Source organism: Methylobacterium sp. Leaf466 (assembly GCF_001425565.1).
GTDB lineage: Bacteria > Pseudomonadota > Alphaproteobacteria > Rhizobiales > Beijerinckiaceae > Methylobacterium.
The window spans coordinates 51,289-77,990 of record NZ_LMRC01000008.1; the positions used below are offsets into that span (position 1 = coordinate 51,289).

Here is a 26,702-nt window from a genome sequence, read left to right on the forward strand (position 1 = left end):
GATCATGACGATGGACGGTGGGACTGCCGAGGGGGATGAGGCCGCTCCGCTCGGGCGTCGGGCCGGGCTTCTCAGCCGCCGGTCCTTCGTGGCCGGCTCGGCCGTCGGGTTCGGCGCGATGGGGCTGGCCGGTTGCGCGACCTCCGACGGCATGCTCCTCGCCGAGGCGGCGAAGATCTACGGGCCGCTGCCGAACGAAAAATTCCCGATCCCGGCGGCCGATGTCAGCAAGGTCGACCCGAAGTACTATCGCCGGACGGTTCGCTACGAGTCCAAGGAGGCGCCGGGCACGATCGTCGTCGATCCGGGCAACTTCTACGTCTACCGCATCGAGGGCGATGGGACCGCCACCCGCTACGGCGCCAACGTCGGCCGCGATGGGTTCTTGTGGAGTGGCGACGCCTATGTCGGTCGCAAGTCCGAATGGGCGACCTGGACGCCCCCCAAGGAAATGATCCGGCGTCAGCCCGAGGCCGCCAAATACGCCCGCGGCATGCCGGGCGGCCTCGACAATCCGCTCGGCGCCCGCACCCTCCATCTCTACCAGAACGGCGCCTATACGCTCTACACGATCTACGCCTCGAGCGATCCCGAGACGATCGGCACGGGCATCACCAGTGGCTGTGTCGGCCTGCTCAGCCAGGACATGATCGACCTCTACGCACGAACGCAGGTCAAGACGAAGGTGGTCGTCCTGCCCGCGTAGTCGTCCTGCCCGCGCACGCGAAAGCCTCGTTCCGGCGCGGATGGTTTCGCGCCGGAGCGTGGCGCTTTCGACCGGTCGGAGCGAGGCGGGGGCGCTGGGGCCATCCTCATCCCTCGGCCAGCGGCAACCCCCGATCCATCCCACCCCAATGCAGGTCGGGCGTCGTGGCGAACAACCGGCGGTGGGCGAGGACCGCGTAGGTGTCGGTCATGCCGGCGATGTAGTCGGCCACGCGCCGGGCGAGGCGGCTCGGGGTGGCGTCGTCGAGGCCGGCGCGCCATTCCTCGGGCATCGCGGCGGGGTCGGCGGTGAAGGCGGCAAACAGGTCGGCGACGATGACGTCGGCCTTGGCGCGAACGCTGAGCACGCCGGGGTGGCGGTACATCCGCGCGAAAAGGAACGTCTTGATCTGCGCGTCCGCCTCCACCATCGCGGGCGAGAACGCCACCACGGCCTCGCGCGCCCCGCGGATGTCCTCCACCGAGCGCGGGCCAAGGGCCGCGATCCGGCGGCGGCTCTCGCCGATCACGTCCTCCACGAAGCGGGTGATGACGCGCCGCGCCAGTTCGTGGATCTTTCGCGATGGCTCCAGGTTCGGATGGAGGACGTCGATCTCGTCGAGGAGGCCGGCCAGGAACGGTACCGCGTCGAGCTCGCCGAGCTCGAACAGGCCGGCGCGCAGGCCGTCGTCGAGGTCGTGGGAATCGTAGGCGATGTCGTCGGCGATGGCCGCCGCTTGCGCCTCCGGCCCGGCAAAGCGCGACAGGTCGAGGTCGTTGAGGGCATTGTAGTCGAGGATCGCCGCCGGGATGCCGCGCTCCGCCCAGCGCGGGGTCGGCCGGCCGTCCGGCCCGAGCAGGGGGCCGTTGTGCTTGACGAGGCCTTCCAGGGTTTCCCAGGCGAGGTTGAGCCCGTCGAAGCCGGCGTAGCGTCGCTCCAGCCGGGTGACGATGCGCAACGCCTGGGCGTTGTGGTCGAAGCCGCCGTGCGCGGCCATGGCCAGATCCAGCGCGTCCTCGCCGGTGTGCCCGAAGCAGGTGTGGCCGAGGTCGTGGCTCAGCGCCAGCGCCTCGGCCAGGTCCTCGTCGAGGCCGAGCGCCCGCGCCAGCGCCCGCGCGACCTGGCTGACCTCGAGGGTGTGCGTGAGCCGGGTGCGGTAATGGTCGCCTTCGTGGTGCACGAAGACCTGGGTCTTGTGCTTGAGGCGCCGGAACGCGCTCGCGTGGATGATGCGGTCGCGGTCGCGCTGGAAGTCGCTGCGCGTCGCCGAGGCCGGCTCTGGGATCAGGCGCCCGCGCGTGGCGGCCGGGTCGGTCGCGTAGGGCGCCCGCCAGCGTTCCCCGTTGTGCCGCACGTCGCGTTCCTTCATGCTGGCGGGTGAAACCCGATTTCGATGGTCCGGGCGCGAAGAGCGCCCCGCGAAGCGGGCCTTGGAGGACATCGGTCCTCCAAGGCGTCGAGCGAAGGCGAAAGCCAAGGCCGCGGATGCGGCCGCCGACGCCTGAGGCTCGGCAACCCAGGGTCATCGGATTCGTCCGTTGGCATCCGGCTACCGCATCCGCCGCGTTGCGGCGCGCACCCGCACCTCATATCTTGTGTGCGGCACCGGCCACGGCAATCACCGGCGCCGACAACGATGGACCGGAACCCGAGCATGACGAGTCCTGAGATCACCCTCACCCCCCGCGCCGCCAAGCGCATCAACGAGATCATGGGGGCCGAGCCTCCGGGCGCCTCCCTGCGCATCAGCGTCAACGGCGGCGGCTGCTCGGGCTTCTCCTACGCCTTCGACGTGGAGCGCACCCGCGCCGGCGACGACGTCGCCATCGAGCGCGACGGCGCCACGGTGCTGGTCGACCCGGTCTCGCTGGAATACATGAGCGGCGCCACCATCGACTTCGTCAACGACCTCATCGGCCAGTCGTTCAAGATCGAGAACCCCCAGGCCACCGCCTCCTGCGGCTGCGGCACCTCGTTCTCGCTCTGACGGGATCGGACCGCCCGCGATTGCCTCGCCCTGCAAAACGCGGCAGGGATGGCGCGGCCTCGAGGCTCACGGTTTTCCCCGCCAGCGATCCGGATACGCCCATGACCTGTTGGAAGGCCCGCCCGAACCTGACGCGGGCCGCGGGGCTCTCGGTCTGCCTGATCGCCCTGATGGGCGCCGGGCCCGGCCTCCACGGCGTCCTGTCGCCCGCCGTCGCCCAGGAAGCGGCCTCCGCGGTGCAGGACGTCACGCTCCAGGACGTGGTGCTGCCGCTGGGCGGCACCGTCCTCACCGCGCCGCGCCTGACGGTGAGCGGCACCCGCCTGTCGAAGGACGACGTCGTCGCCCTGCTCAAGCCGGGCCCCGGGGCGCCCTGGCCGGCCCGCCTCGCCCGCCTCGACGCCGCCAGCCTGACGATCCCCGAACTGCGCGTGTCCTATGTCGAGGGCGGCCCCGCCCGCCAGGGCGTGGTCTACCGCGACGTGGTCGCCAAGGACGTCCGGGCCGGGCGCATCGCCGAACTCACCGCCTCGGGCGCCTCCGTCTCGGTGACGGGCGGCCCGCGCACCGGCACCGGCACCTACGGCCGCATCGAGGCCCGCGACGTCGACCTCGTCACCCTGTCGCGCCTCTACGGCGAGCCGGGCGACGGCAAGGGCGCCATGCAGCGGATCTACGGTGTGGTCTCGCTCAGCGACGTCGCCTATGTCGACGACCGCGGCACGGCCCTCCGGATCGCCCGCATCGAGGGCCGCGACATGAGCGGCCGCCAGACGCCGGCGACCTGGGCCGGCGCGTTCCAATCCCTCACCGGGCTCGACCTCGACAGGGAGGCCCTCGACACGATGTCCCCGGCCGAGCGGGCCCGGCTGACCGGGATGGCGGCCGACCTCGTCGACTCCGTCGCGATCGGCGCGCTCGAAGCCACGGGCCTCAGCCTGCAGGAGACCAGGGACAAGGCGGTCGACCTCAGCATCGCCCGTTTCACCATGGGGGCGGCCGGCGCCAGCTTCGAGGACATCGGCTTTTCGGGCGGCGGCGCCCGCTCCCGGATCGGGCGGCTCTCGCTCTCGGGCTTCTCGCTGGCACCGACCGTCGCCGCCCTGCGCCGGCTCTCCGCGCTCACGACGCCGCCCTCCGACGACGATCTGCGCCGGCTCACCCCCACCATCGGCACCCTGGCAGTGCAGAACGTCGCCATCGACCTGCCGGCCGAGACCGTGCCCGCCGAGCCTCCGCCGGCCGCCGCCAGGGTCCCGGTCGACAGGCCTCCCGGCCTCGGCGGGGACCTGCGCGCCGGCCCGCCGGCGATGCCCGCTCCCTCGCCCGTCCCTGCGCCGGTCGTCCTGCCCGCCGCCCATGTCGGCCTGCGCGACGCCACCATGAGCTTCGGCACGCCCAAGGACGGGGTGCCCACCGCCGGCCGGCTCAGCCTGTCGGGGCTCACCCTGCCCTCGGCCGCCGTGGCCGGCATCCCCGGCCTCGGTTCGCTCGGCCAGTACGGCTACCGCGACCTCGACCTCGATGCGGTGGCCGAATCCTCCTGGGACGAGGCGGCGCGCGAACTCAAGGTCCGCGAGATCTCGGTCTCCGGCAAGGAGATGGGCACGCTGCGCCTCAACGGCACGGTGGGCGGCATCGGGCCGGAGGTGTTCGACGCGGATGCGGCGGTCTCGGGCTACGCCTGGCTCTCGGCCACCGCCAAGGCCCTCGACCTCACCATCGAGAACACCGGCCTGTTCGAGCGCTTCATCACCGCCCAGTCGAAGGTGCTGAGCCTCAAGCCCGAGGAGCTGACCCAGGAATACGCCACCGCGAGCGCCTTCGGCGTGCCCGCCATCCTCGGCGGCTCGGCCAACGCCAAGGCGATCGGCACCGCGATGGCGCAGTTCGTGGCCAAGCCCGGCCGCCTGTTCCTCAGCGCCCGCCCCAAGAACGGGACGGGCCTCGGCGTCATCGACTTCAGCGCCGCCCCGAACCCCGGCGCGGTGCTCGACAGGCTCGACGTGACCGCCAAGGCGAACTGAGGGTTTTTGAACCCGCCTTCCTCGTGGGAGGCGCCGGATGCGAGGCGGGAGAGGACGCTCCCCTTCGGTCAGGTCAGCTCGCGCACCACCACCCGCCCGCGCTCGGCCGAGAGCGCGAGGCGGCCGGCCTTGAGGGCGAGCGCCTTTTCGCCGAACAGGGCGTGGCGCCAGCCGGTGAGCACCGGCACGTCGGCGTTGTCGTCTTCGGCCAGCGCCTCGAGGTCCTCGATGGTGGCCACGATCTTGGGCGCCACCCGCTCGGCCTCGCACACCGCCTTGAGTAGCACCTTGAGGAGTTCGACCAGCGCCCCGTTGCCGCCCCGCCCGCGGCTGCGCTCGGCCGCCACCGGGATCTCGGCGGTGTCGCGCAGGAAGCCGCGCTCCACCGCGGCGAGGATGTCGGCTCCCGTGCGCGAGCGCTCGAAGCCGGCGGGAATCGAGCGCAGGCGCCCCAGCGCCTCGACGTTGCGCGGGGCGGAGGTGGCGACGTCGATCACCGCCTCGTCCTTGAGGATGCGCCCGCGCGGCACGTTGCGGCTCTGCGCCTCGCGCTCGCGCCAGGCGGCGACCTCCATCAGCACCGCGATCTCGCGGGGCTTGCGCATGCGCCCCGACAGGCGGCGCCAGGCCAGAGCGGGGTCGGCCTTGTAGGTCTCGGGCGAGGTGAGGACGCTCATCTCCTCGTCGAGCCATTCGCCGCGATCGGTCGACAAGAGCTGGCCCGCCAGGACCTCGTAGACCTTGACGAGGTGCGTGACGTCCGAGAGCGCATAGGAAAGCTGGGCGTCCGAGAGGGGCCGACGCGACCAGTCGGTGAAGCGCGAGGACTTGTCGATCTTGGCCTTGGCCACGTCGTTGACGAGCTGCTCGTAGGAGACCGAGTCGCCGTAGCCGCAGACCATGGCGGCCACCTGGGTGTCGAAGAACGGCTGCGGCAGGAGCCCGCCGAGCAGCCAGATGATCTCGAGGTCCTGGCGGGCCGAGTGGAACACCTTGACCACGCCCTCGTGCGCCATCAGCGCGAAGAACGGCGCCAGGTCGAGGTCGGGCGAGAGCGGGTCGACCAGCACGCCCGACCCGTCCGGCCCCGCCATCTGGATGAGGCAGAGCTTCGGGTAATAGGTCGTCTCGCGCATGAACTCGGTGTCCACGGTCACGAACGGCATGGCGGAAAAGCGGGTGCAGGCCTCGGCGAGGTCGTGCGTGGTCGAGATCAGGTCCATGAAATCGGCTATATCCGAGGTTTAGGCCCGCGGCGAGATCGGCCCGCGCGGTTATCCGACCCCGGCCCCCTCCTTCCTCAGACGGCGCCCCCTCACGTCGGGTGCGTCCTCGTCACGACAAGCGAGTCCTGGTCACGCCAGGTGATAGGTCGGCCAGCGCGGCGTCGGTCCCCGTTCCGCCTGGGGGTGGTCGCGCGGGAGGACGACGCTGCCGAAGCCGAGGGCGAAGGGCAGCAACGGGGCTCCCAGCAGCGTGAGGTAGGTGTCCGGCAGGTGCTGGTGCAGGTTCTCGAACACGTAGGCGACGAGGTCGCACCCGATGGTGGGCGGCCGGACGGTCCCCGTGAGAGACAGGGGCGTGCCCACGGGGGCGTAGTCGTAGCCCCCGAGCGCCAGCCGGGCCGCGGTGGCCAGGAGCATCGCCGCGACCACCGCCCCGCCCTTGGGCGAAGGCTCGTAGAAATCGTGGGTCGCCAAGACCCGGTCCCAGCCGTAGGCGACGGTGTCGAGGGTGTTGAAGCAGCGCGTCACCCGGCCGTCGAGGGCCGTGCCCGGCCCGAACAGGGCGGCGAAGGCGGTATTGCCCGGCGTCATCCCGGCAAAGCTGCAGGCCGAGACCGGCCGCGGCGGCAGCCTGCCCGCCAGCCCCTCCCCGCTCAGCCACAGGGCGACCACCGGCGCCAGGGTGCCGCCCAGGCTGTGGCCCGTGACGGTGAGGGCGGCCTGAGGCGGCAGGGCGCCGACGGCAGCCGCCAGCGTCGTCCCGACGGCATCGGTGAGCCCCTGGAGGGTGGCGAGGCCCTTGGCCGTCCCGGCGGATACCCGGGCCTCCGGCGCGCCGGGCCAGGAGACCATGTCGCCGAACGGGCTGTCCTCGTCACCGTCCTCCCAATAGGCGGGCGAGAACGGGTTCGGGTAGGTGCCGCGGATCGCCAGCACGCAGGCGCCGGTGGCGGTGCTGCGGGCGAGATAGGCGAAGTTCACCGGCGGATCGGGCGGTGCCGCGATCCAGGCGACGGTCCAGTCGCCTGCCGTGAGCGGGTCCCGGGCGAGATAGCCCGGGATCGCGGCCGGGTCGCCGTAGGCGATTCCGGCCAGCGTCATCAGTTCGGCGGTCGAGGCGGACATGGCCCAACCCGCCTCAGCCGACGATCACGCCCCCTCCGCCGATGGGCACCGAATAGGCGGCGGCCGCGATCGGCGCGAGGGGAGCGTTCTGGTTCACGAAGAACTGCCGCACGGTCGCGGTCGCCAGGAACGTGGAGCCGCCCGATGGGAGCAGGGATACGATGCCGCGGTTTCCGGCCGATTCGGTCACCGCACCGGATCGAGAGGCCAGGCTGAGACCTGTCGAGACGTATTGCACCCCGACGATCAAGGTTTGGTTCGCGGGGATCGTATAGAAGAGGTTCGGATTCGATGGCGATTTTGTGAAAGCAAACGTCTGATCGTAGATCGTAAGATCGTAATAGACCAGGTTTGCCGCGAGGTTGATCGTGCCGCCGGAGGCCGACAGTATGAACGGCACCGTCGGTCTGTAGCTCAGCTGGATCGACGCGGAGCCGCTGGTTGCCGTGTTGGTGATCTGGATGAAGGTGCCCTGGAGCACCAGGGGGACTTGCGTGAGGCCGGGAACGATCGGCTCGCCCAAGACCTCGAACGGGACGGTGTAGGGGACCGCGGTCAGGGACTTCACCGCATTGAAGGCGTCCTCCGACGTCAGCAGATCGTCCGGCAGCGTCGTCGATGCGTGGGGGTTCTCGACGATCAGCATGGCGTCACCTCTCCGCAGGATCGAGCAGCGGCGGCTCCCGACCGAATATCGCCCGCAGGTTGTATAACCTCAGATTGATTATATCAAGGCGTATTCAGTCATGGCGTGTGTTTTTCGGGTGGCCTCGCGACGCATCGCCGCGATCGACCTGCCCGGCGCGGCGACCCCCGAAGCGGAGGCCGCAAACTTGACTTCACCCCCCTCGCGTGAATGGTGCGGCCCTCATTCCCAAGAGGCCGTCATGCAGCCCGTCATGCACCGTTATCGGACCCATACCTGCGGGGCGCTCCGCCCGTCCGACGTCGGCGCGAGCATCCGCCTGTCCGGCTGGTGCCACCGCATCCGCGACCACGGCGGCGTGCTGTTCATCGATCTGCGCGACCACTACGGGCTCACGCAATGCGTGGTCGATTCCGACTCGAAGGCCTTCAAGGGCGCGAATCTCGCACGCGCAGAGTGGGTGATCCGCATCGACGGGCGCGTGCGGACCCGGCCCGCCGGCACTGAGAACCCCGACCTGCCCACCGGCACCATCGAGGTCTACATCGACGACCTCGAAGTGCTCGGGCCCGCCGGCGAACTGCCGGTGCCGGTCTTCGGCGACCAGGAGTATCCGGAGGAAACGCGGCTCAAGTACCGCTTCCTGGATCTCCGCCGCGACAAGCTGCACGCCAACATCATGAAGCGCGGCGCGATCATCGATTCCTTGCGCCGCCGCATGCGCGAGGGCGGCTTTTTCGAATTTCAGACGCCGATCCTTACGGCGTCCAGCCCTGAGGGCGCGCGCGACTACCTCGTCCCGTCCCGCGTGCACCCCGGAAAATTCTACGCGCTGCCCCAGGCGCCCCAGCAGTTCAAGCAGCTGACGATGATCGCCGGCTTCGACCGCTACTTCCAGATCGCGCCGTGCTTTCGCGACGAGGACGCGCGGGCCGACCGGAGCCCGGGCGAGTTCTACCAGCTCGACATCGAGATGAGCTTCGTCACGCAGGAGGACGTGTTCCAGTCGGTGGAGCCGGTGCTGCGCTCGGTGTTCGAGGAGTTCGCGCAAGGCAAGCGCGTCACGCAGGCGTTCCCGCGCATCCCCTACGCCGAGGCGATGCTGAAGTACGGCGTCGACAAGCCGGACCTGCGCAACCCGCTGGTCATCGCCGACGTGACCGAGGAGTTTTCGCGCGAGGACGTCGCCTTCAAGGCCTTCAAGGGCGTGATCGCATCGGGCGGCAAGGTCCGGGCGATCCCGGCCACGGGGGCGGCGACCCAGCCGCGCTCGTTCTTCGACAAGCTCAACGACTTTGCCCGCGCCGAGGGCGCGCCCGGCCTCGGCTACGTCGTCTTCGAGGACGTCGACGGCGCGCTCGCCGGCAAGGGCCCCATCGCCAAGTTCATCCCGGCCGAGGTGCTGGCGCTGATCGCCGCCAAGACCGGCACCGGGGCCGGCGACGCGGTGTTCTTCTCGGCCGGTACCGAGGCCAAGGCGGCGGCGCTGGCCGGCAAGGCCCGCAACCGGATCGCGGACGAGCTGAACCTCTCCGACAAGGACCAGTTCGCGTTCTGCTGGATCACCGACTTCCCGATGTACGAGTGGAACGAGGACGACAAGAAGATCGACTTCTCCCACAACCCGTTCTCGATGCCGAACTTCGACCGGGAGGGATTCCTGGCGCTCGACCCGAGCGAGTCCGAGACGATCCTCGGCATCAAGGCGTTCCAGTACGACATCGTCTGCAACGGCACCGAGCTCTCGTCCGGCGCCATCCGCAACCATCGCCCCGAGGTGATGGAAAAGGCCTTCGGTCTCGCCGGCTACGGCCAGGACGTGCTCGAGGAGAAGTTCGGCGGCATGCTCAACGCGCTCAAGCTCGGCGCACCCCCGCACGGCGGCATCGCGCCGGGGATCGACCGCATCGTCATGCTGCTCTGCGGCGAGCAGAACCTGCGCGAGGTGGTGCTGTTCCCCATGAACCAGCGCGCCGAGGACCTGATGATGGGCGCGCCCGCCGAGGCGACGCCCAAGCAGCTGCGCGAGCTGCACATCCGGCTCAACCTGCCCGAGAAGCAGGGGTGAGACGCGATACGCCTCCCTCCCCCTCTGCGAGGGAGGCTACCTCGCGGATGCGAGGCGGGAGAGGGGATCGTAACCTCTTCGGATGACCGAGGGATCGCCTCCCCCGATTCGTCGCCGACGCGAGAGGCCCCTTTCCCCGGCTCACGTCGGCCTTGCCCGATCTGATCGACGGTGTGCAGATAGCGGGCGCGCCCGATCCCTCCCGTCCCGATAGCGTCACCCGTGTCCTCCCTCGTCGCCATCGTCGTGACCCATGACAGTGCGGAGGCCCTGCCCGCCTGCCTCGGCGCCCTGGCCGCCGAGCACGTGCCGGCGATCGTGGTCGACAACGCCAGCCGCGACGCGTCCGTGGCGGTCGCGGAGGCGGCCGGGGCGCGGGTGCTGCGCAACGCCCGCAACGAGGGGTTCGGCCGCGCCAACACCATCGGCGTGCGTGCCGCGGAGCGGGCCGAGCGGGTCCTCATGCTCAATCCCGACGTGGTGCTGCGGCCCGGGGCCGTCGACGCGCTGCTGGCTGCGGCCAGAGCCTATCCCGATGCCGGTCTCCTGGCGCCGCGCCTCGTGGAGCCCGACGGGCGGTTCTTCTACCAGCCGCGCTCGCTGCTCGCCCCCTATCTCACCAATCCCCATGGCAGGCTCGCCCTGCCCGAGGGCGACGCCTGCGCGCCCTTCCTGTCGGGGGCCTGCCTGATGGTGGCGCGCGACCTGTTCCTGGATCTCGGCGGGTTCGATCCCGGCATCTTCCTGTTCTACGAGGACGACGACCTGTGCCGGCGGGTGGCCGACACCGGCCGCGCCCTCGTCCACGTCCACGGCGCGCAAGCCCTGCACGGTCGCGGGCGCTCCTCGGCGCCCGCCCCCGGCCGGGTGTTCCGCACCCGCTGGCACCAGGCCTGGTCGCGCGCCTACGTGTCGCGAAAATACGGCCTGCCGGACCCCTCCCCGCGCATGCTGGCGGTGAACGCGCCCAAGGCCGCCCTGGCGGCCCTGAGCCTGCGCCGCCCGCTGATCGAACGCTATGCCGGCTCGGCGGCCGGCGCGCTCGCGGCCCTGCGCGGGCAGACCGCCCTGGCTCGAGAGGGCCTGGATCGCTGAAAGTCCCTTTCGTGATCGGCCGCTCGCCGGCCCGGCCTCGCGGGACGCCCCCGGCGGCCCCACCTACACCCGATCCGGCGCAGGGGCGGCGGAGGAAGGACCCCGTGGAGCGAATGACCAACCCTTGGGCGCGGCGCGAGATCTGGTTCCTCGCCCTCGCCGTCCTGCTCGCTGCCGCCGGGGGGGCGCTGTTCTACTGGTCGCGCGCCACGACGCTGACCATCGCCGTGGCGCCGGCCGGCGGAACCGAACCGGCGCTGCTGCGCGCCTACGCCGCCGCCCTGGCCCAGCGCGGCAGCGGCGTGCGCCTGACGATCGTCCCCTTCGACGGGGTGCGCGAGAGCGCCGAGGCGCTCCAGGAGAAGCGGGTCGATCTGGCCGTGGTCAGGCCGGACGTGACGATGCCCCGCGACGGCCTCACCCTCGCGATCCTGCGCGAGCAGGCGATCCTGGTGGCGACACCCGCCTCCTCCGGCATCGCGGCGATGCCCGATCTGGCCGGAAAGCGCCTGGGCCTCCTCGCCCGCCGGACCGCCGACCGGGCGCTGATCGAGGCGGTCCTCGACAGCGCCGGCCTCGGCTCCGAGGCCCCGGCCGGGGCCGTCGTCCTCGTTCCCCTGGAGGAGGGCGAGGTGACCGCCGCCTTCACGGGGAGCCGGATCGACGCCCTCGTCCTGGTGACGACGCCCACGACGCCGGCCGCGCGCCGGATCGTGCAGGCGGTGCAGGACGCGGGGCCCGACCGCGAGGCGGTCCTGTTCGGGGTGTCCGACGCGGCCGCGATCCTGGCGCGCCACCCCAAGCTCCAGGCCGTCACGGTCCCGGCCGGGCTCTACGGAGGCCGGCCGCGCCTGCCGGCCGAGGAGGTCGCCACCGTCGGGCCGTCCTACCGCCTGATGGCGCGCTCGGACCTGTCGCGCAGCCGCGCGGCCGAGGTGACCCAGCACCTCTTCGAGATGCGCGCCGGCCTCGCCGAGGCCGTGCCCGTCGCCGAGAGCCTGCTCCCGCCCGCCTACGAGACCACCGCCGCGGCGGTGAGCGCGCGCCTGCCGATCCATCCCGGCGCCCTCGACTACTACGAGCGCGAGCAGGAGAGCTTCATCGAACGCTACGAATCGTGGATCTACCTCGTCGCCATCTTCGGCGGCGGCATCGGCTCGGCCGGGGCCTGGCTGCGCCAGCGCCTGTCGCGCCTGCGCCGGCACCGCGTCGAGGTCGCCACGCAGCGCCTCCTCGAAATCCGCTCCCTGGCCCGGCGCAGCACCGAGGCCGACCGGCTGCGGGCGATGGCGGCCGAGATCGACGATCTCGCCGCCAGCATCGCCCGCCACGCCCTGCGCCGCCCCACCGACCCGCGCACGATGACCGCCGCCAGCGTCGCCCTCGACGCGGCCCGCGCGACCGTGGCACGGGCGCTGGGGTCGACGCAGGCGGGGTGAGGCGTTCGGCTGTTTCGCAGGACTTTTCGACGATGGCCGCCTCCGGCCGACGTCGCGTGAGGCTGGCCATCCGGGTCAGGCGGTGTGGTACGGGCGTCGATGTCCCGGACCGGTCTAATTGGAAGAACCTCAAGGGACATCGAGCCAGCACGATCGCGTTGCCACAGTGGGCCTGAGCGATCTCCGATCCTTATCCTGCCCTCATGACTTCGGTGCCTGGCGCTGCTATAGGGCGGTGCCCTAAAACTGCCGCGTCGTACCACAACCTTCGGTTGGCGGATCGCTGATGGTTTGCTTGCCGTCGTAGGCTCATGGAAAGGCGGAGACTTGAAAGTTCTCGTAACGAGCGCAACGCCTGACAGTCTCAATACAAACGCTCGCATTAGATCCTTCGTATCCGAGGGCTTTTCCGAAATACTGGGACGGGATCTGGTCAAGAGCTCACCACTCGAACTGAGTGTTTCCGCCACTTTATCTTTCAGGCCTGATCTGGTTTTGACCCTTGGAAGCCTCGTGCCGGATCAATCCCCCTTGCGGCAACTACGCAGAGCAGCCGATGCGGTCGGTTCGCAGCTCGGGTTGTGGCTGCACGAAGATCCTTATGAATTCGATTACGCGTTCAAGGCCGAACTGACCGCCGACGTGATCTTCTCGAACGATTCCTGGGCGGCGCGGCACTATCGGCACGATCGAATTCATCATCTTCCTCTCGCCGCATCCCCCAGGCACCATTTTCGCCCGTTGAAACCGATGGCGGAGCGATCTCTCACGGTCTTCTTTTGCGGCGTGGCATATCCCAACCGGATCGAACTCTTGCGCCGTGCGGATGCGCTTTTATCCCGCCATCCCGTCGCGATCCTGGGAAGCGATTGGCCGAGCGATATCCGGTGTGCCTTTAATCGACGTCTGACCGCGTCCGAAATGGCTGATCATGCGCAGGACGCATGCCTTACATTAAATCTCGGGCGCGATATGAATATCGCCAACCGCCGTTACCAACTCCCGCAGGCCACGCCGGGGCCGAGGACGTTCGAGGTCGCCCTGTCTGGTTCGCCGCAGCTATATTTCATCAACGGGTTGGAAATTGGCGACCACTTCACCCTGGACGCCGAGATCCTCCCTTTCGATAGCGTGACCGACATTGCGCGGGCGATCGAACGGACAGTGGACGAGCCTCAAGAAATCTACGCCATCGCACAGCGTGCCCAGATTCGGGCGCTGGCGGAACACACCTACGTCCATCGCGCTCGCAGCATCCTCGATGCCTGCCGGCCCGGTGCTGCCTGGAAATCGGACGCGGCATGATGCCCTTCTCAGTCCTTCTCCTCGATACGGAACCGCGGACGCAGAACCACTACCTCGTCATCGCGATCGCCGACGCGCTGCGCCGCCATCCGGCGGTATCAGATGTCGTCCTCGCCGGGCATGCTGACGCGATCCGGACGCTTCGGGATCGCAGCGTCGATGTGTTCATCGCCTTCGGCGGCGCACGTGTGCATGCGCCGCTACTGAGCCGCCTTGCCTCCCTTGCGCGCTACAGTGTCCTGTGGAGCACCGAAGATCCTTACGAACTCGACGCCAACCTGCGTTTCTCAACAAGTTTCGATATCGTCTTTTCTAACGACGGCGCGTCGGTGGCGGCCTACAACGGACGGGCCCGGCACCTGCCGTTGGCAGCCTCGCCCCTGTTTCAGGATTTCCCGGTCTGGGAGAACGAGCAGGATTACCTCTACGACCTGCTCTTCATCGGCACCGCATGGCCGAACCGCGTCGCATCACTTAACGCCATCGCCGTGGCACTGCCGAACACGGCTAAACTGAAGCTTGCTCTGCCGTGGAACGAATACATCGGCCCACCGGCCCTCTGGGATCCCTCGCAAATCACTGATTGGCGCTGCGGAAACCGTGATTTTGCCCGGCTGGCCAACCGCAGCCGCATCGTGCTGACGCTGCCACGCGCCTTCTCGGCGAGCAATGTCGACACGGCGTCGGGCTCGACCCCGCCGCCGCGATTGTTCGAAGCGGCGCTGGCCGGCGGGTTCCAAGTGGTTGTGGCGCCGGATCCAGAAGTCCACGCCTATTACGACGCGACCTCCGAGATTTGCGTTTGTCCCGATGACGCCACTGCGGTGGCGGCCATCGTCGAGCACCTGCGGTCACCTGAGATTCGCATTGAGAAGGCGAAGGCAGCGCGAGCGCGGACGGTGCGCGATCACCTCTACGACCAGCGAGTGGACAGGATTATCGAGGCCGTCGAGACGGTGGTTCGACCGGCGGTCCCAAGCCAGGCGCCGCATCACAAGACGGTTCTGGTAGTGACCCACAACCGCCGAGGTTATCGCTCAGGCGGCGGAATCGAAGTCTATCAGGAACAGGCGACTCTGATCGGTGGGACGTACCGGTTCCTGTTTCTCTTCCCGGTCCTACGCAATGATGGATGGGATATTCGTCTCCAGGGTGAAGGTCTAGACAGAATATTTTCGTGCGGGCCGCTGCCGTTGCCGCAGGCGACCAATCCGGCTGTGGAGAAGATATTTGAAGAAATTCTTTATAAATACGATGTGGATCTCGTTCATTTTCATCACCTCTTGCATCTACCGCTTAGTTTGCCAATTCTTGCGAAGGCCTGTGGCGTTCCGGTTGTCTATCACCTTCACGATCACTATCTGATCTGCGAGCGGTGGCTGCTCTTGGATCAGGCGGGCCGATTCTGTGATGTCGTTCATCGCGGCTCGGATCAATGCGACGCTTGTCTGGTCGATACGGAGAACTATCCCGTCGGTGCGAAAGCGCGCCGTGATGGGATGATGGCGCGGGTCGTTGCGGCCATCGATGCTTTCGTCACCAGCACGTCTGGTACGGGAGCGTATCTCCGTCTGTTCTACCCCGAGATCGACCCATCTCGGATCGTCGAGATCGAGATGCTGTCGCCGACCTCGCCCGCGCCTCAGGCCGCCATCGACCGGGCGATGTCTCCAGCGCGTCGCAAGCTCGTCGTGGCGATCGTCGGTAGTTTTTCTGCACACAAGGGCGGCGATGCCATCATCGACGTTATCCGTCTTTGTGAAGGCTACGACATTGGCTTCGAGATCTTCGGGCATTTGAGCGATCATCATCGTGGGCGCTTGGCCGGATTTAAGGCGGGCATTGTGACCCTTCACGGTGCATACGATCAGCACACGATCGTCTCGATGCTCGGCGGCTGCGACGTCTCCCTCCATCTCTCGATCTGGCCCGAAACCTACGTTCTGGCGCTCACAGAGGCTTGGCTTGCCGGGCTCGTCCCGATCGTCAGCGATCTTGGAGCGCTCGGCGAGCGGGTGACCGACGGCGTCGATGGGTTCGTCGTGCGCCCTCATCACCCCGGCGGCGTGATGGCGCGGCTCCTCGAACTTTATTTCGATCCCGATCGATTGACCGAGATGCGGTCGACGATCGGCCTTAAAATTTTTGCCTCGGCCGACGATCACCTACGCCAAATGAGAGACCTGTACCGCGACCTCATCGCTGCCGCCCCATGCCCGCATGATCGTGTGCCGGATCGCGCCCAAGGTCCTTTCGAACTGACCCTGGCGACAGTGGGAATCCGACTGAACGCGGACTCCTGGGTTTCACCGGCGATCGCGTGGGATTCCGGTCCGGCGGCACAGGCGGCGACCGTTATATCCGCCCACGCCGATGTGATGCTCACCGCCGAGATGGACCAAGATCACCAAGATTATCAGGAGGTGCTTGCTCCCTTGACCGATCGTGAGACCAGTTGGTCCCTCGACGAGTTTCGAGTCGACGATACGGTGATTGGCTTCCGTACCGGGTGCGAGGTCGCCATCCACCATGTGTCGGTCCGGGGATGGTTCTGTCACGCGGTCTGGCGCCGGCCAACGCAAACCTATCTGCGTCTCGTTGGGCCGGAGGGGATTCGTTACGCGAAGCTCCATGTCCATGAACGCCCTGATCTTGTCTCGGATCTGGGCGATCAGGCCGCGGCCCGCGCCGGCTTCATTGGCCGATTCCAAGTCCACGACCTCACTCCCGGCGTTCAGCGGATCGACATCGTGCAGGTCGCGAGTGGGCGGCTGCTGATCGCACAAGGATGTCTGCAGTTCTTTGCGGCCCCGACTCGAGGCGACGGAACGAAGGCGATCTGGAGCAGAATCGACGTGCCGGATCTCGAGCATGAGCGAGAACACCCGATCGGGCCGTTGCGCCACAACCTTCCCGTCGTCGACGGTTACGTCATGGCGCGATCAATGGACGACTGGGCCGTCGCCGCTACGGTCGGCAACATGACGACATCGTCTACTTTGCAGGCCGTTCTCGTCTCCAACGACGACGCAGCGTCCTTCGCCGTTCCGATGCATGTCGTCGATCCATCCGCTGAAACAGGGCTGACAGCACCCGCACGAGCCGCTTTCGTCGCATCCTTCGCTGACCTTCCGGCCGGACGTTACACTCTTGTGATTCGTGCCGCGGACGCGGGTTGGGTTACGCCGGAGATCGCACGGATCGCGTTGGTGTCTGGAGAGAAGACGTATCGTCTGACCAATACGCAGCCACGCGGCATCAGGAGCTGGAACAGACGGCGGTTGCGGCGGTGTCCGATCATTGAGGAGGTCGCTCTATCGCAGGAAGCCGGGTGGGACGGGCTCCGGGTCACATGCCGGGGATGGGCTTTCGTGCGTGAACTCGGGGAGCCGGTCTGCACGCTGACCCAGTGGCAGTCGGACAGTGGCGTGCGCCATTGCATCGGCACGCCACTGGCGCGTCCCGATATCGCAGCGCGGCTCGACCGCACGGATGCCGATGCCTGCGGCTTTTCCATCGCCTTTCCGACCGACGCCCTTACGAAGGGGCGCATCCGATTCTTTCAGTGCTACGCGCACCGAACCGTGGAGTTCCTGAGCTTTGATCGTGAGATCAGGCAGATCCTGGACCGGCAGGGGGCTGGCGCGGGTACGATGACTGCCGAATGATGCCGCCGGCCCGACGCTGCAATCCCCCCGAGAATGTTCGTTGCCGAACGGGTTGTCAGGTGACCGAATGATCCACACCCCCGCGGAACACTCGCCGGTGGGCCGTGTTCGCGTGGATGGAACTCTATCTAGTCGGCCTTGCCGGTTTCGGCGCCCTGGTCCTGCTCACGGCGTGGCTTCCGATGGTGCTGCGGCAGTTGCCGTTGTCGCTGCCGATCTGCTGCGTCGGGCTCGGGGCCGGGCTGTCGGCCCTTCCGGGCGCCTCCGATCTCGTCCCGCACCCCGAGCGGCACCTGGCGCTGATCGAGCACATGACCGAGCTCGTGGTCATCGTCTCGCTGATGGGGGCCGGCCTCAAGATCGACCGGCTGGTCGGCTGGCGCAGCTGGATCCTGACCTGGCGCCTGCTCGGTCTGGCCATGCCGCTCACCATCCTGGCCCTGGCGGGCCTGGCCTCGGGGCTGCTCGGGCTCGACGCCGCCGCCGCCCTCCTCCTCGCCTCGGCGCTGGCGCCCACCGACCCGGTGCTCGCCTCCGACGTCCAGGTCGGGCCGCCCTCCCAGGGACAGGAGGACGAGACGCGCTTCGCCCTGACCTCCGAGGCCGGCCTCAACGACGGCCTCGCCTTCCCCTTCGTCCACCTCGCCATCGCCCTCACCGCCGCCGGCGGCATCGGCGGCATCGGGGGCTTCGGGCTCGGGGCGATCGGCGAGTGGCTGAGCCTGTCGGTCCTGTGGAAGATCGGGGCCGGCGTCGGGCTCGGCGCCGTCATCGGCCGGGCGCTCGGCTGGCTGACGTTCCACCTGCCCCATCGGGCGAGGCTGTCGCGGACCGGCGACGGCTTCGTGGCCCTGGGCATCACCTGCCTCACCTACGCCACCGTCGAGGCCGCCCACGGCTACGGCTTCATCGGTGTCTTCGTGGCCGCCCTGGCGCTCCGCTCGGCCCATCGCAGCCACGACTACCACCACACGATGCACGATTACGCCGAGGCGCTGGAGCGCCTCCTGATGATGGTCGTCCTCGTGGCCTTCGGCGCGACCCTCCTGGGCGGTGGGCTCCTGGCGTCGCTGACCTGGCGCAGCGTCGCCTTCGCCGTCCTCGCCCTCCTGGTGGTGCGGCCGCTGTGCGGCTGGATCAGCCTGATCGGTTCGGGGCGGGAGGCCCGCGAGCGCGCGGTGATCGGCTTCTTCGGCATCCGCGGCATCGGTACGATCTACTACCTCGCCTACGCCCTCGGTCACGCCGCCTTCGAGCAGGCCGGTCTCCTCTGGAGCACGGCCGGCGTCACGGTCCTCCTCTCCATCGTCATGCACGGGGTGAGCGTCACGCCGGTGCTGAACGCCCTCGATCGCCGCAGGGGGGGCGATTCCGGTGCCGAGCAGCTGGATCTGCCGTTCGATGCGTCCCGGCCGCTGCCGTCGTGAGGCGAGCACGGGCAACGGGCACATCGGCCACTGGCGGAGGCCCGCCGATCGTGGTTAAGGCCAGGGAATGCAGCCCGCCCCCTCGACCATCGACGACGCGACGGCCGCCCGGGTCGAGGCCGCCCTCGCGGCGCTCTCGCGGGCGGACGCAGGTGCCCCCGCGGACCTGAAGGGACTCGTGCTGAGCCGGGCCGCTTTGGCGGACCGGATCGGCGAGGGCCCGGCCCCGCCGTGGTGGGACGCGGTCCGCTGCGGCCTGGCGCTGGCGGGTCGCGACCTGTCCGGCGCGGGCCTGGAGGGGACCGACCTGTCCGGCGCCAACCTCTCGGGTGCGCGCATGGCGGGCGCGCTCGGGCGCTCGGCCCGGTTCACCGGCGCCACCATCGAGGAGACCGACTTCACCGGCGCCGACCTGAGCGGGGCCTGCTTTCGCGAGGTCGCCGGCGGCGAGGTCCGGTTCGACGAGGCGATGCTCGAGGACGCCCGGTTCGACGGCGCCGCCATGCGGTTCGCCCGGTTTCCCCGCGCGCTCCTCGACGGGGCCGCCTTCAACGGCGCCGACCTGTGGGGGGCCGTGCTCACCGGGGCGGACGCCGACTACACCCTGTTCCGGGGCACCCGCCTCGACGAGGCCAGGCTCGACGACGTCAACCTCACCCACGCCGATTTCGAGGGGGCGAGCCTGAAGAAGGCGCGGCTCACCGGCTCGCGCCTGCGCGGGGCCAATTTCACCGGGGTCAAGCTCGACGGCGCCGACCTGTCGAAGGCGGACCTCTCCGAGACGAGCCTGGTGCGGCTCAACCTCTCCACCTGCACCCTGACGCACGCCCGCTTCGCCGGGGCCTGGCTGAACGGGACGCGGATGCGCAGCGAGCAGCTCGGCGGGGCGGTGGGCGAGGAGATCGACGGCGACTACCACGGCGCGCAATCGAGCTACCTCGCCCTGGAGCAGAACTTCAAGAGCATCGGCGCCAAGGAGGAGGCGAGCTGGGCCTACAAGCGCGGCCGGCGGATGGGGCGGATGCAGGCGGGCCTCGAGGCCGGGCAGGCCTGGCAGGCCCGCGACGGGCGGGCGCTGTCCCGGCACGGCTACCGCTGGGTGTCCGACCGCTTCGTGGAGTGGCTGTGCGACTACGGCGAGAGCCTGTCGCGCATCGCCCGGGCCTTCCTGATCGTGATCTTCGTGTTCGCCGCTCTCTACGGTCTGGCGGGGGGGTTGATCCGCGAGGTCGGCGACGGCCGCGCGACCTACAACCCCCTTGATCTCGTGAGCTACAGCGCCCTCAACATGATGACGGCCAACCCGCCCGAGATCGGCATCAAGCCGGTCGGCCGCTTCACCAACCTGCTGGTGGGCCTCGAAGGGGCGGCCGGCATCATCCTGATGGGCCTGTTCGGCTTCGTGCTCGGCAACCGGCTGCGCCGGTAGGGCACGATCGGCCGGAGGCGGTGGCAAACCGACCGGGCGAACGCCCGATTCCCTGCAACAGCGGCGTCCCCTCGGGCGTTTGACCGGAGCGGTCGCCCAGCGAACGCCGCCTCCGCATCCCCATCACAGGCAACCCCATGACCCTCGCCTTCCCCGCGCGACCAAAGAGCGGCTGGCGGCGGCGGCGCACCATCGCCGGCCTGCCGAGTTCGCCCACCGCCCTCGTCCTCATCGGCGTGGCCGCCGCCGCGGGGCTGGCCAATTACTTTCTGGGCGAGGCGAGCCGGAACGAGGCCGCCCGCAACAACGCCGTCCTGACCCAGACCGAGCGCCTGCTCTCGAACATGGTCGAGCTGGAGACGGGCATGCGCGGCTACGTGCTGTTCGGGGCCGCGGAGTACCTCGAGCCCTACGATGCCGCTCAAGGCAGCATCGACGGCCAGCTCGCGCAGGTGGACGATCTCTCCGACGGCAGCGACGCGCAGGCCAAGGCCCTGCGCGCGGCCGTGGACGCCAAGCGGACCTATGCCGCGCGCGTCATCGCCCTGCGCCGGGACCAGGGCTACGACGCCGCCGTCGCGGTGGCCCGCACCGGCGAGGGCAAGCGCACGATGGACGCGGTGCGCGCCGTCACCGGGCGCATCCAGGACCGGGCCACGCGGGCCCTGGCCGAGGGCGAGGGCCGCGACCGCTGGCGCGCCCTGCTGCTGTCGCTGGTCTCGATCGTCGCGACCCTGGCCGCCGTCGGGCTGCTGGCCCGCCTCGCCATGGTGCGCCGTCGCGAGGAGCTTCGCACCGCCGCCCTCCTCGACGGCGTCTTCGCCAACGCCCCGGTGGGGCTCGGCTTCCTCGACCGCTCCTTCGGCATCCGCCACATGAACCGGGCGCTCGCCACCATGAACGAGCGCGGCTTCGGCGCCGACCTCGGGGCGCCGATCTGGTCGATGCTGCCGACCCTGGAGGAGCAGCTGACGCCCAAGCTCGTCGCCGCGCGCGACGAGGGCCTCGTGACCACCAACGTCGACGTGGCGGTGCCCGCCCCCAGCGCGCCAAACGGCGTGCGGCACTTCCAGATGAGCTTCTATCCCCTGCGCGGCGGCTCGGCCGGGCCGGGATCCGCCACCGACGGCGTCGGCCTCGTCGTCTCCGACGAGACCCTGCGAAAACTCTCCGAGGAGCGCATGCGCCACTCCGAGGAGCGCTTCCGCTCGCTCACCCAGGCGACCTCGGCCATCGTCTGGACCACGACGCCCGACGGCCGCTTCGAGCGGGTTCCCTCCGAATGGACCCGCTTCACCGGCCAGAGCCCGCAGGAGGCCGCCGGCCACGGCTTCCTCGCCGCGATCTTCCCCGAGGACCGCGACCGGACCATGGAGGCCTGGAACCGGGCGGTGGCCACCCTCACCCCCTACGAGATCGAGCACCGCATCCGCCGCGCCGACGGCACCTGGCGCACGATGACGGCCCGCGCCGTGCCGATCCTGGAGGAGAACGGGACGATCCGCGAATGGGTCGGGGCGCATGGCGACATCACCGCCCGCAAGGAGGCCGAGGTCGCCCTGGAGGCCGCCAAGGAGGCGGCCGAGGAGGCCAACCGCGCCAAGAGCCAGTTCCTCGCCAACATGAGCCACGAGCTGCGCACGCCGCTCTCGGCGGTGATCGGCTATTCGGAGATGCTGCAGGAGGAGATGGAGGATCTCGGCGAGGAAAGCCTCCTCGTCGACATGCGCAAGATCGAGGCGAACGCCCGCCATCTCCTCGGGCTCATCAACGACGTCCTCGACCTCTCCAAGATCGAGGCCGAGCGCATGGAGATCTATGCCGAGGCCTTCCCCGTGGCCGACGTGGTGGGGGACGTCACCGCCACCGTGCAGACCCTGGTGGACAAGAAGGGCAACACCCTCGCCCTCGACCTCGCGCCGGACCTCGGCGAGGCGCGTACCGACCAGACCAAGCTGCGCCAGGGCCTCATCAACCTCCTGAGCAACGCCGCCAAGTTCACCGAGAACGGCAGCATCACCCTCGCCGCCTCCCGCTTCGCGCGCGACGGGGCCGATTGGCTGAGCTTCCGCGTCTCCGACACCGGCATCGGCATGAACCCCGAGCAGCAGGCCAAGCTGTTCCAGCGCTTCACCCAGGCCGACGCCTCCACCACCCGCCGCTTCGGCGGCACCGGCCTCGGGCTCGCCATCACCCGCGCCTTCGCCGAGATGCTGGGGGGGCACATCGGGTTCGAGAGCGAGGAGGGGGTCGGCACCACCTTCACCCTGGAGATCCCGGCGACCTACGTCGGCACCTCGCCGATGGATGCCCTGGCGAACGACGAGGCGGGCACCGACCGTTCGGCCGGGACCGGCCGCGTGCCGGGCGGCCAGGTCCTGATCATCGACGACGATCCCTCGACCCGCGACCTGCTCGCCCGCTACCTCGTGAAGGACGGCTTTGCCGTCGTCACCGCCGGCGACGGCCGCGAGGGCATCGAGAAGGCCAAGGCCCTGCGCCCGCGCGTCATCCTCCTCGACGTGACGATGCCGCGCATGGACGGCTGGTCGGTGCTGCGCACCCTGCGCGCCGACCCCGACCTCGGGGCGACGCCGATCATCATGGTGACGGTGCTCGACGAACAGAACCTCGCCTTCTCGCTGGGCGCCACCGACTACCTGCAGAAGCCGATCGAATGGGGGCAGCTGAAGTCGGCGATGGAGCGGTTCAAGCCCTCCGAGCACGAGGGCCCGGTTCTCATCGTCGACGACGACCCCGACACCCGCGAGCGCATCGCCACCCTGCTCACCCGCGAGGGCTGGCGGGTGGCCGCGGCCGAGAACGGCGTGGCCGGCCTGGAGGCCACGGCGGCGCGAAAACCCTGCCTGATCCTGCTCGACCTGATGATGCCGGAGATGGACGGGTTCGGCTTCCTGCGGGCGCTACGCGCCCACCCGGAGTGGCGCGACATCCCCGTGGTGGTGCTCACCGCCAAGGACATCACCGCCGACGACCGCCGGCGCCTGGCCGGCCAGGCCGACCGCGTGCTGCAGAAGGGCGGCCTGAGCCTCAACGACCTGTCGGATTCGCTGCGGACGCTGGTGGGGGCGGGCGTGTGAGAGACACCCTTCGATAGGTTCGCATCGGCGACGGAATGCCTCTCTCCTCCCCCTTGCGGGGAGGAGCCGGAGGTGGGTGTGGCGGTGTTGACCCTCAGCCCGTCGAGGCCGGCGGGATCACCCCCACACGCGCGTCCCTCCCCGCAAGGGCGAGGGACGCGCGTCGAGGCGGATGCCTCCCTCACGAGACCTTGCGCGAAAACCCCAGCGCCGCGTCCAGCGCCCCGTTCAGGGTGGTGACGAGCACGTCGGCCGAGATCGTCCGGCGCAGGCGCTCGATCGAGGAGGGGTCGCGCTCGCGCCAGAACCCCACCAGCACCTTCACGCCGGGAAGCGCGATGCGGGCCTGGCGCACGTCGAGGCGGATCTGCGAGAGGCTGATCGGCTCGAGGTAGGAGAAGCAGACGAGCGCGATGCCCTCGCTCACCGGCGGCCGTTCGCCCTTGCGCAGGGCGGCGAGCGAGACGACCTGCGAGGCCAGGCCGTGCTGGCCGAGGATCTGGCTCAGCATCAGGGTCGCCGCCTCGTCGAAGGGGCCGCGGCTGGAGATGCACAGCACCGGGGCCGGGCCGCGCCAGGCCGGCAGGAGATCGTCCGAGCCGAGGACGACGGTGGCCGCGGCGCGGTCGGCCCCCACCGCCGCCACGGCCGCGGCGGCCTCGCGGTTGCCGAGCCTGTCCTTGAGCCGGCGGGGATCGCGCGGCTTGGCGCGAAGATTGAGCAACCCGCCCAGTTGCCCGACCACCGTGCGCATGGCCGCGCCGACCTCGTCCTGGCGCTCCCAGTCGAGGGTCCCGCGCGCCAGGTCCTCCTGCGCCAGCCGCAGGCCGGCGAGCGCCACCTCGTCGTAGTAGGTGACGAGCGCCCGCGCCTTGAGGAACATCCGCCCCTGGTCGATCGCCTCGGCCGGGTCGCCGGCCAGCATGCGCTGGTAGAAGATCTCAGGCGGCGACAGCGCCGGCTGGTCGCCCAGGATCACGTCGAGGAACCAGAACCCGTCGATATGCCGCCCCAGCACCACGAGGCAGACCGTGATCGGGGTGGCGAGCACGAGGCCGATCGGCCCCCACAGGAAGGCCCAGATCGTCGCCGCCAGGATCACCGCGATGGGCGAGAGCCCGGTGGAATGGCCGTAGAGCAGCGGCTCGATCACGTGGCCGGCGATCGGCTCCACAACCACGAACAGGACGGCGACCGCCACCACCATGGTCCAGCCGGGATCGACGGCGGCGGCCACCACCAGGGGCAGGACCGCGCTGATCACCGCGCCGACGTAGGGGACGAACCGCAGGATCGCCGCCAGCGACCCGAACAGGATCGGGTTGGGCACGCCGATCAGCCACAGACCGACTCCGATGACGATGCCGAAGGCGACGTTGAGCACGAGCTGGGCGAGGAAGAACCGGCTGAGGCGGCCGACCGCGTCGTCGATCGCCGCGGTGGTGCGGCGCAGGTCGTTCGAGCCGGCCAGCCGGATCGCGCGGTTGCGCAGGTCCTCCCGCTGCAGGAGGATGAAGATGGTGAAGATCAGGATCAGGCCCGTGGTCGCCAGCGGGTGAAGGATCGGCTCGGCCACGGTGCGCAGGGTGCCGAGCAACCCGCCCTTCTCCGCCGCGATCTGGACGTGGAGCGGCCGCTCGAGGGTGCCCGCCTCCCCGGTTACGGGCTGCTCCTTCAGCTCGGGCTGCAGTTCGGTGCCGATCTCCTGCACCATGTCGAGCATGCGCGAGAGCGTGCCGCTGCCCGCGGTCGCCTCCTTCAGGGCGGCGATCTTCTCGCGCATGGTGATCTGGTAGCGCGGCAGCTCGGAGGCGAGGTTGGCGGCCTCGTTGACGATGAGCAGGGTCACCCCGAGCAGCGAGCCGAAGGCGACGAGGACGACCGCCAGCACGGCCGCCACCCGCGGCGTGCGCAGGCGGCGCAGCAGCCGCACCGCCGGCACCAGGACGAAGCTGAGCAGGATCGCCAGGATCACCGGCACGAAGATCTCGCGGCCCAGCGACAGTGCCGCGGCGATGGTCATCACGAGGAGGCACGAGGCCAGCGCCGTGAAGATCGGCATCGCCTGCCGCAGGAGGCGGGCGGTGATCGGGTCGTCGCTCATGAAGGTGACGTCTCGTCCTGGGGAGCGACGGGCGTCTCGTCGTCGGACGGGACGCCGGGGAAAGCTGCGGTGCGATCAGTCGGCCGGTGCGGCGACCGCGGCGTTGATCTGGGTCAGCAGCTTGGAAAAATCCACGGGCTTGGGGTGGTAGTCGTTGCAGCCGGCCTGGATCGCCTTGTCGCGATCCCCCGACATGGCGTGGGCGGTGAGCGCGATGATCGGGATGCGCTGGGTGTCGGCGCCCGACTTCAGCGCACGGGCCGCCGACCAGCCGTCGAGGATCGGCAGGTTCATGTCGAGCAGGATGACGTCGGGGCGGCCGGAGCGGGCCTGCTGGATGCCGGCCTCGCCGTCGTGGGCGAGCATGACGTCGTAGCCGCGCCGCTTCAGCCGCCGGGACAGGAAGTCCCAGATCTCTTCATGGTCCTCGACGAGCAGTATCTTGACCATGGTGTCGTCCTGTCCGGCACATGTGAAGCTTCGGGTCGGCGAGGGAGATGCGAAAATCGGTCCCGTGGCGATCCGGGGACCAACGGCCGTCGCGAACTCCGTCGTTTTGCAACGCAGCAGCCCGTTCTTTAAGCGAGCGGCCTCTCCCACGGTTCCCATACTGACGCGGGCCTGCCACGCAAGTCGGCAGGTCTTGTCGCGGGCCGTTTTCGGGCCATGCCGGCTCGGAGTCGCCGCGGCGTCGGATTGTCGGGCGACCCTGCGCCTGCCATGGTCCGGGCATGGCCCAGACCCCTCCCCCTCGCTATTCCGCCGCCGAACTCGTCGCCGAGCTGCGCGAAGCGGCCGAGGAGATCGCCCCGGAGCTCAACGGCATCAGGGCGGAGGAGACCCTGGAGGGGGAATCGGCCCAGATGATCGAGGAGATGGCCGACGCCCTCAGGCGCATCGCGAACGGTGCGCCGCGCCCCCAGGACCTCGCCCGGGCCGCCCTGGACCCGCAGGGCCCGCTCAAGCCGTTCGGCAAGCCGAAGACCGTGGCCGCGTCCAAGAACACGAGCGCATCCAAGAATAAGGGCGCTCCCAAGACTACGAGCGCTCCCAAGACTACGGGCGCTCCCAAGACCGCAGGTGCGCCCGGGAGCACGGTCGTGCCGATGCAGAAGCCCCGCCGGTAAGACCGACCCTCCGACCCTCCTGCCCTTCGCCGCCGGGATCATACCATTTCCTGTACCTGAGGGCTGGCCGTGGTTTGATGCGGCTTGGGCGTCCGGCGATCTGACGATTTCCAGGTCTGTCGGGATGAGATGTGCTTTGCCATCGTGGCGCGACCGTCAATCGGCGCGATCCCGGACGCCCTGTGTGCGTACTCCGAACAGTCGGTTGGGCTCCGCTCCGGC

The 26,702-nt window shown here is 69.4% G+C and carries 18 protein-coding genes; 12 read left to right on the forward strand and 6 right to left on the reverse strand.

What is annotated here, in order from left to right:
* The first annotated feature begins 4 nt into the window (after positions 1 to 4).
* Complete coding sequence (locus ASG59_RS05505; protein WP_055881853.1) at positions 5 to 706, forward strand: L,D-transpeptidase; 702 nt, start codon at positions 5 to 7, stop codon at positions 704 to 706.
* A 106-nt stretch (positions 707 to 812) separates the two neighbouring features.
* Here the strand turns inward: ASG59_RS05505 and ASG59_RS05510 are convergent, their stop codons facing one another.
* Positions 813 to 2,075: a deoxyguanosinetriphosphate triphosphohydrolase gene (locus ASG59_RS05510; protein ID WP_056286991.1), complete on the reverse strand. Its 1,263-nt coding sequence runs from the start codon at positions 2,073 to 2,075 to the stop codon at positions 813 to 815.
* Between the two features lie 285 nt (positions 2,076 to 2,360).
* Between ASG59_RS05510 and ASG59_RS05515 the strand changes: the two genes are divergently transcribed.
* Positions 2,361 to 2,693 carry an iron-sulfur cluster assembly accessory protein gene (locus ASG59_RS05515; protein WP_055881848.1) on the forward strand — a complete coding sequence of 111 codons (333 nt, stop codon included), beginning with the start codon at positions 2,361 to 2,363 and terminating at the stop codon, positions 2,691 to 2,693.
* A 101-nt stretch (positions 2,694 to 2,794) separates the two neighbouring features.
* Positions 2,795 to 4,720: a hypothetical protein gene (locus ASG59_RS05520; protein ID WP_056407406.1), complete on the forward strand. Its 1,926-nt coding sequence runs from the start codon at positions 2,795 to 2,797 to the stop codon at positions 4,718 to 4,720.
* Between the two features lie 68 nt (positions 4,721 to 4,788).
* On the opposite strand, the gene rnd is transcribed toward ASG59_RS05520, so the two are convergent.
* The 3 genes from rnd to ASG59_RS05535 form a co-directional block, all read right to left on the reverse strand.
* On the reverse strand, positions 4,789 to 5,943 hold the full coding sequence (rnd, locus tag ASG59_RS05525) for a ribonuclease D (protein WP_055881842.1): 1,155 nt from the start codon (positions 5,941 to 5,943) through the stop codon (positions 4,789 to 4,791).
* 132 nt (positions 5,944 to 6,075) lie between these two features.
* Positions 6,076 to 7,071 (reverse strand): lipase, encoded by a 996-nt coding sequence (locus ASG59_RS05530; protein ID WP_056407408.1) that lies wholly within the window; start codon positions 7,069 to 7,071, stop codon positions 6,076 to 6,078.
* A gap of 13 nt (positions 7,072 to 7,084) precedes the next feature.
* Complete coding sequence (locus ASG59_RS05535) at positions 7,085 to 7,717, reverse strand: hypothetical protein (protein ID WP_055881833.1); 633 nt, start codon at positions 7,715 to 7,717, stop codon at positions 7,085 to 7,087.
* A gap of 253 nt (positions 7,718 to 7,970) precedes the next feature.
* Between ASG59_RS05535 and aspS the strand changes: the two genes are divergently transcribed.
* The 8 genes from aspS to ASG59_RS05575 all read left to right on the forward strand — a co-directional run bounded on the left by aspS (position 7,971) and on the right by ASG59_RS05575 (position 23,249).
* Positions 7,971 to 9,785, forward strand: a complete 1,815-nt coding sequence (aspS, locus tag ASG59_RS05540) for an aspartate--tRNA ligase (protein WP_056407430.1) — start codon at positions 7,971 to 7,973, stop codon at positions 9,783 to 9,785.
* A gap of 222 nt (positions 9,786 to 10,007) precedes the next feature.
* Positions 10,008 to 10,880: a glycosyltransferase family 2 protein gene (locus ASG59_RS05545; protein ID WP_156399118.1), complete on the forward strand. Its 873-nt coding sequence runs from the start codon at positions 10,008 to 10,010 to the stop codon at positions 10,878 to 10,880.
* A gap of 113 nt (positions 10,881 to 10,993) precedes the next feature.
* Positions 10,994 to 12,319 carry a TAXI family TRAP transporter solute-binding subunit gene (locus tag ASG59_RS05550; protein ID WP_056407412.1) on the forward strand — a complete coding sequence of 442 codons (1,326 nt, stop codon included), beginning with the start codon at positions 10,994 to 10,996 and terminating at the stop codon, positions 12,317 to 12,319.
* Positions 12,320 to 12,646: 327 nt separating this feature from the next.
* Positions 12,647 to 13,624 carry a glycosyltransferase gene (locus ASG59_RS05555; protein ID WP_056407414.1) on the forward strand — a complete coding sequence of 326 codons (978 nt, stop codon included), beginning with the start codon at positions 12,647 to 12,649 and terminating at the stop codon, positions 13,622 to 13,624.
* Positions 13,621 to 17,292: a glycosyltransferase gene (locus tag ASG59_RS05560; RefSeq protein WP_056407416.1), complete on the forward strand. Its 3,672-nt coding sequence runs from the start codon at positions 13,621 to 13,623 to the stop codon at positions 17,290 to 17,292. The genes ASG59_RS05555 and ASG59_RS05560 overlap by 4 nt, the downstream gene beginning before the upstream one ends.
* A 116-nt stretch (positions 17,293 to 17,408) precedes the next feature.
* Entirely contained in the window at positions 17,409 to 18,719 is a 1,311-nt protein-coding gene (locus tag ASG59_RS05565) for a cation:proton antiporter (protein WP_056407433.1), read from the forward strand.
* 67 nt (positions 18,720 to 18,786) lie between these two features.
* The gene (locus ASG59_RS05570; protein WP_056286949.1) at positions 18,787 to 20,148 is read left to right on the forward strand and encodes a pentapeptide repeat-containing protein; all 1,362 of its coding nucleotides are present in this window, start codon (positions 18,787 to 18,789) and stop codon (positions 20,146 to 20,148) included.
* Positions 20,149 to 20,285: 137 nt separating this feature from the next.
* On the forward strand, positions 20,286 to 23,249 hold the full coding sequence (locus ASG59_RS05575) for a response regulator (RefSeq protein ID WP_082528636.1): 2,964 nt from the start codon (positions 20,286 to 20,288) through the stop codon (positions 23,247 to 23,249).
* A gap of 181 nt (positions 23,250 to 23,430) precedes the next feature.
* Here ASG59_RS05575 and ASG59_RS05580 read toward each other — a convergent pair whose 3' ends face one another.
* Positions 23,431 to 25,353, reverse strand: a complete 1,923-nt coding sequence (locus ASG59_RS05580; RefSeq protein WP_055883173.1) for an AI-2E family transporter — start codon at positions 25,351 to 25,353, stop codon at positions 23,431 to 23,433.
* A 75-nt stretch (positions 25,354 to 25,428) separates the two neighbouring features.
* Positions 25,429 to 25,803 carry a response regulator gene (locus ASG59_RS05585; protein ID WP_055883175.1) on the reverse strand — a complete coding sequence of 125 codons (375 nt, stop codon included), beginning with the start codon at positions 25,801 to 25,803 and terminating at the stop codon, positions 25,429 to 25,431.
* A 281-nt stretch (positions 25,804 to 26,084) separates the two neighbouring features.
* Between ASG59_RS05585 and ASG59_RS21175 the strand changes: the two genes are divergently transcribed.
* On the forward strand, positions 26,085 to 26,480 hold the full coding sequence (locus ASG59_RS21175; RefSeq protein ID WP_244472482.1) for a hypothetical protein: 396 nt from the start codon (positions 26,085 to 26,087) through the stop codon (positions 26,478 to 26,480).
* The last annotated feature ends 222 nt before the right edge of the window (positions 26,481 to 26,702 follow it).

Coding starts and splice junctions, on each gene's coding strand:
- ASG59_RS05505 (WP_055881853.1), top strand. CDS start 5: ATGACGATGGACGGTGGGACTGCCGAGGGGGATGAGGCCGCTCCGCTC.
- ASG59_RS05510 (WP_056286991.1), bottom strand. CDS start 2,075: ATGAAGGAACGCGACGTGCGGCACAACGGGGAACGCTGGCGGGCGCCC.
- ASG59_RS05515 (WP_055881848.1), top strand. CDS start 2,361: ATGACGAGTCCTGAGATCACCCTCACCCCCCGCGCCGCCAAGCGCATC.
- ASG59_RS05520 (WP_056407406.1), top strand. CDS start 2,795: ATGACCTGTTGGAAGGCCCGCCCGAACCTGACGCGGGCCGCGGGGCTC.
- rnd (WP_055881842.1), bottom strand. CDS start 5,943: ATGGACCTGATCTCGACCACGCACGACCTCGCCGAGGCCTGCACCCGC.
- ASG59_RS05530 (WP_056407408.1), bottom strand. CDS start 7,071: ATGTCCGCCTCGACCGCCGAACTGATGACGCTGGCCGGAATCGCCTAC.
- ASG59_RS05535 (WP_055881833.1), bottom strand. CDS start 7,717: ATGCTGATCGTCGAGAACCCCCACGCATCGACGACGCTGCCGGACGAT.
- aspS (WP_056407430.1), top strand. CDS start 7,971: ATGCACCGTTATCGGACCCATACCTGCGGGGCGCTCCGCCCGTCCGAC.
- ASG59_RS05550 (WP_056407412.1), top strand. CDS start 10,994: ATGACCAACCCTTGGGCGCGGCGCGAGATCTGGTTCCTCGCCCTCGCC.
- ASG59_RS05560 (WP_056407416.1), top strand. CDS start 13,621: ATGATGCCCTTCTCAGTCCTTCTCCTCGATACGGAACCGCGGACGCAG.
- ASG59_RS05565 (WP_056407433.1), top strand. CDS start 17,409: ATGGAACTCTATCTAGTCGGCCTTGCCGGTTTCGGCGCCCTGGTCCTG.
- ASG59_RS05570 (WP_056286949.1), top strand. CDS start 18,787: ATGCAGCCCGCCCCCTCGACCATCGACGACGCGACGGCCGCCCGGGTC.
- ASG59_RS05575 (WP_082528636.1), top strand. CDS start 20,286: ATGACCCTCGCCTTCCCCGCGCGACCAAAGAGCGGCTGGCGGCGGCGG.
- ASG59_RS05580 (WP_055883173.1), bottom strand. CDS start 25,353: ATGAGCGACGACCCGATCACCGCCCGCCTCCTGCGGCAGGCGATGCCG.
- ASG59_RS05585 (WP_055883175.1), bottom strand. CDS start 25,803: ATGGTCAAGATACTGCTCGTCGAGGACCATGAAGAGATCTGGGACTTC.
- ASG59_RS21175 (WP_244472482.1), top strand. CDS start 26,085: ATGGCCCAGACCCCTCCCCCTCGCTATTCCGCCGCCGAACTCGTCGCC.